This is a genomic window from Streptomyces lushanensis (assembly GCF_001700515.1).
GTDB lineage: Bacteria > Actinomycetota > Actinomycetes > Streptomycetales > Streptomycetaceae > Streptomyces > Streptomyces lushanensis.
In genome coordinates this window covers 1-9,671 of the sequence record NZ_MAUD01000387.1, presented here as the reverse complement: position 1 = coordinate 9,671, position 9,671 = coordinate 1, and the positions used below count along the sequence as shown (strand labels likewise).

The window sequence follows — 9,671 nt, the reverse complement described above, 5'->3', positions numbered from 1 at the left end:
GGCCGCGGGCGTCCCGCGTGTGCGGTGGCTCCCGCTCAGACCTCGGCGCGCAGGCTCATCGGGCCGTAGATCTTGCCGCCGTCCTCGAACAGCGACACCTGCTCGGCCCCTCCGCTCAGCAACTCCTTCCACGCCTCGCCGATCCACGACTCGGCGTCTCCCTGCGTGGTGAACTCATCCGGCTCCACCGCGGGCGCGACCTCCGTACCGTCGGCCTTCTCGAACCGCCACGTCCACGCCATGTGCGCCTCCCGGGTCCCGTGGAACTGATCGATTTCCTGCCCGCAGCGTAGCCGGGCGCGCACCCTCAGCGGTGACACGGGAGGATCATCCCCGTGGAACTGACTCTGCTCGGCACCGGAGCCCCCGCCGGGCTTCCTCGTCCCCACTGTCCCTGCGCCGCCTGCGCGACCGCCCGCGGCGAGCGGGCCCGTGCCGCGACCGCGCTGCTGGTGGACGGTGTGCTGCTGCTGGACCTGACGCCGGGCGCCGCGCTCGCCGCGGCCCGTGCCGGGCATTCACTCGCGGGTGTACGGCAGGTCCTGCTCACCCATCCGCACAGCGGTCCCGCGATGGAGCTGCCCGCCGGGCTGCCCCCGGCGGGACGGGTGGCGGACGGACGCGTGCTGACGCTGCTCGGTGGACACCGGGTGCGGGCGGTGGCGATGGACGCGCCGGGCACCGGGTACGAGGTGACCGGGCCCGGAGGCGAGCGGCTGCTCCACCTCCCGCCGGGCGGCGCGCCCGCCGGGGTACCGGACACCGGCCGGGCGGCCCCGGCTCCCTACGACCTGGTGACCGCGGATGTCACCGGGCGGCCCGACGCGGTGGCGCGGCTGCGGGCGGCCGGGGCGATCGGTCCCGCGACGGCGGTCGTCGCCGTCCATCTCGACCATGACGTACCGCCCGGCGGCGAGCTGGACCGGCGGCTCGCGGCGGCGGGCGCGCGCGCCGTCCCGGACGGTACGACGCTGACGGTCGGCGCGTACCACCCGGGCCCGGAGGTGCCCCGGCGCACGCTGGTGACGGGCGGCGCGCGCTCCGGCAAGTCCTGGGAGGCGGAACGGCGGCTCGCGGCGTTCCCGGGGGTGCTGTACGTGGCGACGGGCCCTCGCCGCGGGGACGACCCGGAGTGGACGGCCCGGGTCCGCGCCCACCGCGAACGGCGGCCGGGTTCGTGGCGCACCGCCGAGACCTGCGACCTCGTACCGCTGCTCGCGCAGGAGGGCCCGCCGCTGCTGATCGACTGCCTGTCGCTGTGGCTCACCGACGCGATGGACCGGGTGGACGCGTGGGACGACACGGCGTGGACGGGCGGCGGCGAGGCCGCGCTGCGCCAGCGGACGGCGTCGCTGGTCGGCGCGGTCCGCGAGACCCGGCGCACGGTGGTCCTCGTGACGAACGAGGCGGGGTCCGGGGTGGTACCGGCGACGGCGTCGGGACGGCGCTTCAGGGACGAACTGGGCCGGCTGAACGCGGCGGTGGCGGACGAGTGCGAACGGGTCCTGCTGGTGGTGGCGGGCCAGACGCTCACCCTGCGCTGAGCCCGTCCGGCGATCGGCGACGAACCGTCACGCGGACGGGCCCGCGTCCCGGGAACCGTCCCCGTCCGGGAGCGCGGCCGGAACCACGGCCCCCGGGACGGAGGCGCCCCGGTAATCTTCAGAGGTGCTGAACCTTGATGACTTCTCCGATCTGATCGAGCGTCCCGACAGCGGGACGCGGCGGGACGCCGAAGAGCGGCGGGAGCGGCTGGTCGTGCCGCCCGGAGCGCTCGGGCGGCTCGACGAGCTGGGCGAGTGGCTCGCCGCCGCGCAGGGTTCCGTACCGGTCAAGGCCGTCCGGCAGCCCCGCGTCGTGCTGTTCGCGGGCGACCACGGTGTGGCCGGTCTCGGGGTGTCGGGACGGCCGGCCGGTGGCGCGTACCGGCTGGTGCGGGACGTGCTGGAGGGCGTGAGTCCCGTCGCCGTGCTGGCCCGCCGGGCCGGGGTGCCGGTGCGGGTCGTGGACGCCGGGCTCGACTGCGATCCCGACCTGCTGCCCGAGGAGGTCGTGCGGCACCGGGTGCGGCGCGGCAGCGGGCGGATCGACATAGAGGACGCGCAGAGCGCCGAGGAGGCCGAGCGGGCCGTACGGCTCGGGATGGCGATCGCCGACGAGGAGGCGGACTCGGGTACGGATCTGATCGTCCTCGGCGATCTGAGCGTCGGCGGCACCACACCCGCGTCCACGCTGATCGCCGCGCTGTGCGGCACGGACGCGTCCGTGGTCACCGGGCGCGGCGGCGCGGGCATCGACGACCTCGCGTGGATGCGCAAGTGCGCGGCGATCCGTGACGCGCTGCGGCGGGCGCGCCCCGTGCTCGGCGACCAGCTGGCGCTGCTGGCGGCGGTGGGCGGCGCGGATCTGGCCGCGATGACGGGCTTTCTGCTCCAGAGCGCGGTACGGCGGATGCCGGTGGTCCTGGACGGTGTGGTCTCGGCGGCCTGCGCGCTGGTCGGCCAGCGGGCCGCGTTCCGGGCGCCCGACTGGTGGCTCGCCGGGCAGCTGAGCGGCGAGCCCGGCCAGGTGAAGGCGCTGGACCGGATGGCGCTCACACCGCTGCTCGACCAGGGTGTCACCGTGGGCGAGGGCGCCGGCGCGCTGCTGGCGCTGCCGCTCGTCCAGGCCGCCGCCGCCCTCGCGGCGGAGCTGCCGGAGCGCGAGTCCGTCGAGGGCGTGCCGGACAAGGACCGGCAGAGCGCGGCCGGCTGAGGTGTCGGCAGAGGGGCCGCCGCCGCCACTGACGGCGGCCTCAGCCGTCCCATGAAATGAAATGCCCCATATGATCGTTTTCATGGGAGAAGTCCGTCTGGCTGTCGATCGATCGAGCCGAGGCACCGACCGTTCGCGGCGCGCCGCGGCGTTCGCCGTCTGGTATCTGCGCGCCGTCACCTTCGTCAATTTCCTCAGCGCCGTCTGGGTCTCCCTCGGCCAGGATCTGCGGCGGCACAACACCGACAACTACTTCACCCCGTATCTGCTCACCGCCGGCTTCGCCTCAGGCGTGTTCACGCTCTTCCTCGCGGTCACCATGCGCCGCCGCAAGCGCGCGGCCTGGATCCTCAACCTCGTGCTCTCCGGGCTCTTCCTGCTGCTCTTCGCCTTTGTGATGGACTTTCCGGAGATCAGGCGCTATCCGCAGAACTGGGTCTCGCTCGCCCTGTCCGCCGCCTTCGTCTGCGCCCTGCTGCTCGGCCGGCCCGAGTTCTACGCGAAGGGCGACCGGTCCAATCCGAAGCTCGCCGCGGCCGTGGCGGCCGGCGGACTGCTCGTCACCTCGCTGGTGGCCGCCCTGATCGTCACCGTCACCAACACCGCGCCCGGCGGTTCGACCTTCCCCGAGCGCTGGCGGTACGGAGCGACCCGGCTGGTCTCGCTGACGGCGGACGAGGCGCGGTTCCCCGGGATCACCACCCCCGGCTGGGCCAATGTCGCCGTCAACGTCCTGTCCACCCTGCTGCTGCTCGCCGTCGTGTACGCGGCCTTCCGCTCACGGCGCGCTGTCGATCCGCTCACGCCGGTGGACGAGGCGAAGCTGCGTCTGCTGCTGGACAGATACGGCGAGCGCGACTCGCTGGGCTACTTCGCGCTGCGCCGCGAGAAGAGCGTCGTATGGTCCCCGACCGGCAAGGCGGCCATCACCTACCGCGTCGTCGGCGGTGTCTCCCTGGCCTCCGGCGATCCGATCGGCGATCCGGAGGCGTGGCCGGGCGCGATCGTGCCCTGGCTGACCGAGGCGCGTGAGCACGGCTGGATCCCGGCCGTCATGGGAGCGGGCGAGGAGGCGGGCACGATCTACGCCCGGTACGGCCTCGACGCGCTGGAGCTCGGCGACGAGGCGATCGTCGAGACGGCCGAATTCGCCCTGGAGGGACGGGCGATGCGGACCGTGCGCCAGGCGTACAACCGGGTCGCGCGGGCCGGGTACCGGGTCCGTGTCCGGCGCCACGAGGACATCCCGGCCGACGAGATGGCGGAGCTGCTGCGCCGCGCCGACGACTGGCGCGACGGCGCCACCGAGCGCGGTTTCTCGATGGCGCTCGGCCGGCTCGGCGATCCGCGCGACGGCCGCTGTGTGATGCTCGAATGCTGGGAAGGCGAACCGGGCGGGGAACAAGGGCGGTTGCGCGCCCTGCTGAGCTTCGTCCCCTGGGGGCCCAAGGGCCTCTCCCTCGATCTGATGCGCCGTGACCGCGACAGCGAGAACGGCCTCATGGAGTTCATGGTCATCGAACTCCTCCAGCGCGCCGGGGAGATCGGGATCGCCCAGCTCTCGCTCAACTTCGCCATGTTCAGATCGGTCTTCGAGCGCGGCGGGAAGCTGGGCGCGGGACCGGTGCTGCGGCTCTGGCGCGGGCTGCTCAGCTTCTTCTCGCGCTGGTGGCAGATCGAGTCCCTCTACCGCGCCAACGCCAAGTACCGGCCGATCTGGGAGCCCCGCTTCATGCTCTTCGAGAAGAGCGCCGATCTGCCGCGCATCGGCCTCGCGGCGGGCCGCGCCGAAGGCTTTCTGGAGACTCCGGGACTCCCCCGCTGGCTGCGCCGCCGCCGGCTGGAGTCCGGACGGTGACGCGGTGATCGCCTCCGCCTCGGTGTCCCCGGCGGTGTCCCCGGCCGGGCTACGCTCGCGCGATGACATCTCGGGACGGCGGAGCCGGCATACCGGCCGACGGAGCGGACGGCGAGCGGCGGGAGCGGGAGCACGGGCAGGACGGGCAGGACGCGCGCGCCTCGGCCGGTGACGGACTGCGGTTCGCCTTCGGCACACTCACCGTCCTCCCGGTCCGGGTCACCCGCTGGGACCGCCCGGCCGCCCGTGCCGGAATGCTGTGCGCGCCGGCCGCCGGAGCGGTGGTGGGCCTGAGCGCGGCGGCCCTGGGCGGTCTGCTCCTGCTCGCGGGCGCCGCGCCGCCGCTCGCGGCGGTGGCCGCCGTCGCCGTACCCGCCGTCCTCACGCGCGGTCTGCATCTCGACGGTCTCGCCGACACCGCGGACGGACTCGGCAGCGGCCGGCCGGCCGAGGACGCGCTGCGGATCATGAAGCGCTCCGACATCGGCCCGTTCGGCGTGATCACCCTGCTGTTCACCCTGCTGGCCCAGATCGCCGCGGTGTCCGAGCTGTACGGCGAGGGCTGGGCCCGGGGCGCGGTGGCCGTCGCCCTGGCGGGAGTCACGGCGCGGCTCGCGCTCACCCTCGCCTGCCGCACGGGCGTGCCCCCGGCCCGGCCCGACGGTCTGGGCGCTGCGGTGGCGGGCTCGGTGCCGGCAGGGGCCGCCGCCGGTACGGCGCTGCTGGTCACCGCGCTCTGCGCGGCGGCGGGCGCGGTCTTCGGGATCCCCGGCGCCGTGCGGAACACGCTGGCGGTCGTGGTCGCGCTGGCCGCCGCGTGGCTGCTGCTGCGTCACTGCGTGAGGCGCTTCGGCGGCGTCACCGGCGATGTCTTCGGCGCCCTCGCGGAGACGGCCGCGACCGCGGCCCTCGTCGTCATGGCCCTCGGTTAAGGGCCGCCCACGGGCAGATGAACCCCCGCCGCCGTAAAGGCCGTCCATCACTGAGCGTAGGCTCGTTCCTGCCCCTCTTCGGGCCGAAATACGATATGGCGGGCTCGGTCGGCCCACCCTTCGACCACGAACACAACGGAAGCGAGATTCCACCACCGTGACTGCTCTCACTCTCAGCACTGCCGGCGCGGCGACCCTGCGCGCCGACGCTATCGTCGTCGGCGTCGCGAAGGGCGCAAAGGGACCGGTCGTGGCGCCGGGCGCCGAAGCCGTAGACAAGGCGTTCGACGGAAAGCTCGGCAGCGTCCTGGAGGATCTCGGCGTCTCGGGCGCCGAGGGCGAGGTGACCAAACTGCCGGCGCCGTCCGGGCTGAAGGCCCCGGTCGTCCTCGTGGTCGGGCTCGGCCCGGCCCCGGCCAAGAACGGGACCTACGCCACCGAGCCGCTGCGCCGTGCCGCCGGTGCCGCCGCACGCGCGCTCTCCGGCCGGAAGAAGGCCGCCTTCGCCCTGCCCGTCGAGACGGCGGGGGACGTGGAGGCCGTCGCCGAGGGCGCGCTGCTGGGCGCGTACGCCTTCCTCGCGTACCAGGGCGGCGAGAACAGCGGCAAGAAGGGCGACAACGGCCCGAAGCTGCCGCTGGCCGAGGTCACGCTCGTCGGCACCAAGCCGCGCGACAAGGCCCACAAGGCCGCCGCGGACCGGGCGATCGCGCTGGCCGAAGAGGTCAACCGCGCCCGTGACCTGGTCAACACCCCGCCGAACGATCTGACTCCCGAGGCCTTCGCCGCCGTGGCCACCGCCGCGGGCAAGGAGAACGGCATCAAGGTCCAGGTGCTCGACGAGAAGGCGCTCGCCAAGGGCGGCTACGGCGGCATCCTCGGTGTCGGCCAGGGTTCGGTCAATCCGCCCAGGCTGGTCCGGCTCGCGTACACGCACCCCAAGGCGGAGAAGACCCTCGCCCTCGTCGGCAAGGGCATCACCTACGACTCGGGCGGCATCTCGCTCAAGCCGGCGGGCCACAACGAGACCATGAAGTGCGACATGAGCGGCGCCGCCGCGGTGTTCGCCACCGTCATCGCCGCCGCCCGGCTCGGTCTCGCCGTCAATGTCACCGGCTGGCTGGCGCTCGCGGAGAACATGCCGTCCGGCTCGGCCACCCGCCCCGGCGATGTCCTGCGCATGTACAGCGGCAGGACCGTCGAGGTCCTCAACACCGACGCCGAGGGCCGGCTCGTCCTCGCCGACGCGCTCACCCGGGCCTGCGAGGAGAAGCCGGACGCGATCGTCGACGTGGCGACCCTGACCGGCGCGATGGTGCTGGCGCTGGGCAACCGTACGTTCGGGATCATGGCGAACGACGACGCGTTCCGCACCACCATCCACGAGCTGGCCGAGCGGGCGGGCGAGGCGTCCTGGCCGATGCCGCTCCCCGCCGATCTGCGCAAGGGCATGGACTCCCCGACCGCCGACATCGCGAACATCGGCGAGCGGATGGGCGGCGGGCTGGTCGCCGGAGTCTTCCTGAAGGAGTTCGTCGCCGACGGCATCACCTGGGCCCACCTGGACATCGCGGGCCCGGCCTTCCACGAGGGCGCGCCCTACGGCTACACGCCCAAGGGCGGCACCGGCTCGGCGATCCGTACCCTGGTGAAATTGGCGGAATCTTTCTAGGCCCGCGCGCATTGTGGTAAAGGGGGCGGCCGGCCTGTTCCCGTGCGAGGTCCGACCGGGCGCCCCGGGGCACCCGCCGTCCGGGCCCCGCACGGCCTCCGGCGAATCGAGCCGTCAAAAAAAGAGGCCTCCATCTCACAGCCCGGCCCGGCGTCCCGCCGTGCCCGAACAAGTGCGAAGATGGGTTCTCGGCAGGACAGGGCCCCCACCACAGGGCCGAAGAATAGCGGCCGGACACCAGCCGCCGCCCGGTCATGGAGACCGCGCCCGGCGCACATGCATGGAGGACGTGACGTGGCGAACGACGCCAGCACCGTTTTCGACCTAGTGATCCTCGGCGGCGGTAGCGGCGGTTACGCCGCGGCGCTGCGCGGAGCGCAGCTCGGCCTGGACGTGGCCCTGATCGAGAAGAACAAGCTCGGTGGTACCTGCCTGCACAACGGCTGCATCCCCACCAAGGCCCTGCTGCACGCCGGTGAGATCGCCGACCAGGCGCGCGAGGCCGACCAGTTCGGTGTCAGGACCACCTTCGAGGGCATCGACATCGCGGGTGTGCACAGGTACAAGGACGAGGTCGTCGCGGGCCTGTACAAGGGCCTTCAGGGTCTGGTCGCCTCCCGCAAGGTGACCTATGTCGAGGGGGAGGGCCGGCTCTCCTCGCCCACCTCCGTCGATGTGAACGGGCAGCGGGTCCAGGGCCGCCATGTGCTCCTCGCGACCGGCTCCGTGCCGAAGTCGCTGCCGGGCCTGGTGATCGACGGCGAGCGGATCATCTCCTCCGACCACGCGCTGAAGCTGAACCGCGTACCGCAGTCCGCGATCATCCTCGGCGGCGGTGTGATCGGCGTGGAGTTCGCCTCGGCGTGGAAGTCCTTCGGCACCGACGTGACCGTGGTCGAGGGTCTGAAGCACCTCGTGCCGGTCGAGGACGAGAACAGCTCGAAGCTTCTGGAGCGCGCGTTCCGCAAGCGCGGTATCAAGTTCAACCTCGGCACGTTCTTCGAGAAGGCCGAGTACACGCAGGACGGCGTCCGCGTCACGCTGGCCGACGGCAAGACCTTCGAGGCGGAGGTGCTGCTCGTCGCGATCGGCCGCGGTCCGGTCTCGCAGGGCCTCGGCTACGAGGAGCAGGGCGTCGCGATGGACCGCGGTTATGTCGTCGTCGACGAGTACATGCGGACGAACGTCGAGACGATCTCGGCCGTCGGTGACCTGGTCCCGACGCTCCAGCTCGCCCATGTCGGCTTCGCCGAGGGCATCCTGGTGGCCGAGCGGCTGGCCGGTCTCAAGACCGTGCCGATCGACTACGACGGTGTGCCCCGGGTGACGTACTGCCACCCCGAGGTCGCCTCCGTCGGTATCACCGAGGCCAGGGCCAAGGAGATCTACGGCGCGGACAAGGTCGTCGCTCTCAAGTACAACCTCGCGGGCAACGGTAAGAGCAAGATCCTCAAGACCGCGGGCGAGATCAAGCTCGTCCAGGTCAAGGACGGCTCCGTGGTCGGCGTCCACATGGTCGGTGACCGTATGGGCGAGCAGGTCGGCGAAGCTCAGCTCATCTACAACTGGGAGGCTCTGCCTGCCGAGGTCGCGCAGCTCATCCACGCGCACCCGACCCAGAACGAGGCGCTCGGCGAGGCTCATCTCGCCCTGGCCGGCAAGCCCCTCCACTCCCACGACTGATTCAGTCCGGGCGCTGACGACCACTACCGCACATTCGTTAGGAGCAACTGAAACCATGGCGGTTTCCGTAACCCTGCCGGCGCTCGGCGAGAGCGTCACCGAGGGCACTGTCACCCGCTGGCTGAAGGCCGAGGGCGAGCGAGTCGAGGCCGACGAGCCGCTGCTGGAGGTCTCCACCGACAAGGTCGACACCGAGATCCCGGCGCCGGCCGGCGGTGTACTGGCGTCCATCAAGGTCGCCGAGGACGAGACCGTGGAGGTCGGCGCCGAGCTGGCCATCATCGACGACGGTACGGGTGCCCCGGCCGCCGCTCCGGCGCCCGCCGCCGAGCCGGTGGCCGAGCCCGAGCCCGCGCCTGCTCCGGCCCCCGCACCGGTGGCCGCGGCTCCCGCGGCTCCGGCTCCCGCCGCCGAGCCCGCGCCCGCCGCGGCTCCGGCCGGTGGCGCCTCCGGCACCGATGTCGTGCTTCCCGCGCTCGGTGAGAGCGTCACCGAGGGCACCGTCACCCGCTGGCTGAAGGAGGTCGGCGAGTCGGTCGAGGCCGACGAGCCGCTGCTGGAGGTCTCCACCGACAAGGTCGACACCGAGATTCCCGCGCCCGCCTCCGGTGTGCTGCTGGAGATCGTGGTCGCCGAGGACGAGACCGCCGAGGTCGGCGCCAGGCTCGCCGTGATCGGCGCTCCGGGTGCGGCGGCGGGCGCGGGGGCCGGTGCGGCGGCCGGTGCGGCGGGAGCCGCGGGGGCGGCAGGAGCCGCACCCGGAGCGCCGATC

8 protein-coding genes are annotated in these 9,671 nt (G+C 73.0%); 7 read left to right on the top strand and 1 reads right to left on the bottom strand.

Going from position 1 to position 9,671, the window contains the following annotated elements:
* Positions 1 to 35: 35 nt before the first annotated feature.
* Positions 36 to 242 carry a hypothetical protein gene (locus tag BFF77_RS27000; protein ID WP_066954690.1) on the bottom strand — a complete coding sequence of 69 codons (207 nt, stop codon included), beginning with the start codon at positions 240 to 242 and terminating at the stop codon, positions 36 to 38.
* 93 nt (positions 243 to 335) lie between these two features.
* On the opposite strand from BFF77_RS27000, the gene BFF77_RS26995 reads away from it, so the two are divergent.
* From BFF77_RS26995 to BFF77_RS26965, 7 genes are all read left to right on the top strand, one after another.
* Positions 336 to 1,544: a bifunctional adenosylcobinamide kinase/adenosylcobinamide-phosphate guanylyltransferase gene (locus tag BFF77_RS26995; RefSeq protein ID WP_066954687.1), complete on the top strand. Its 1,209-nt coding sequence runs from the start codon at positions 336 to 338 to the stop codon at positions 1,542 to 1,544.
* A gap of 127 nt (positions 1,545 to 1,671) precedes the next feature.
* On the top strand, positions 1,672 to 2,754 hold the full coding sequence (gene cobT / locus BFF77_RS26990; protein ID WP_066954700.1) for a nicotinate-nucleotide--dimethylbenzimidazole phosphoribosyltransferase: 1,083 nt from the start codon (positions 1,672 to 1,674) through the stop codon (positions 2,752 to 2,754).
* Between the two features lie 82 nt (positions 2,755 to 2,836).
* Complete coding sequence (locus BFF77_RS26985; RefSeq protein ID WP_066954697.1) at positions 2,837 to 4,612, top strand: phosphatidylglycerol lysyltransferase domain-containing protein; 1,776 nt, start codon at positions 2,837 to 2,839, stop codon at positions 4,610 to 4,612.
* A 62-nt stretch (positions 4,613 to 4,674) separates the two neighbouring features.
* Positions 4,675 to 5,544, top strand: coding sequence for an adenosylcobinamide-GDP ribazoletransferase (locus BFF77_RS26980; protein ID WP_079125532.1), 870 nt, complete (start codon positions 4,675 to 4,677; stop codon positions 5,542 to 5,544).
* Positions 5,545 to 5,701: 157 nt separating this feature from the next.
* Entirely contained in the window at positions 5,702 to 7,216 is a 1,515-nt protein-coding gene (locus tag BFF77_RS26975) for a leucyl aminopeptidase (protein WP_066954684.1), read from the top strand.
* Between the two features lie 294 nt (positions 7,217 to 7,510).
* Positions 7,511 to 8,899: a dihydrolipoyl dehydrogenase gene (gene lpdA / locus BFF77_RS26970; protein ID WP_066954681.1), complete on the top strand. Its 1,389-nt coding sequence runs from the start codon at positions 7,511 to 7,513 to the stop codon at positions 8,897 to 8,899.
* A gap of 55 nt (positions 8,900 to 8,954) precedes the next feature.
* Positions 8,955 to 9,671 (top strand): biotin/lipoyl-containing protein (locus BFF77_RS26965; protein ID WP_342671268.1); only part of this gene is annotated, 717 nt, incomplete at its 3' end.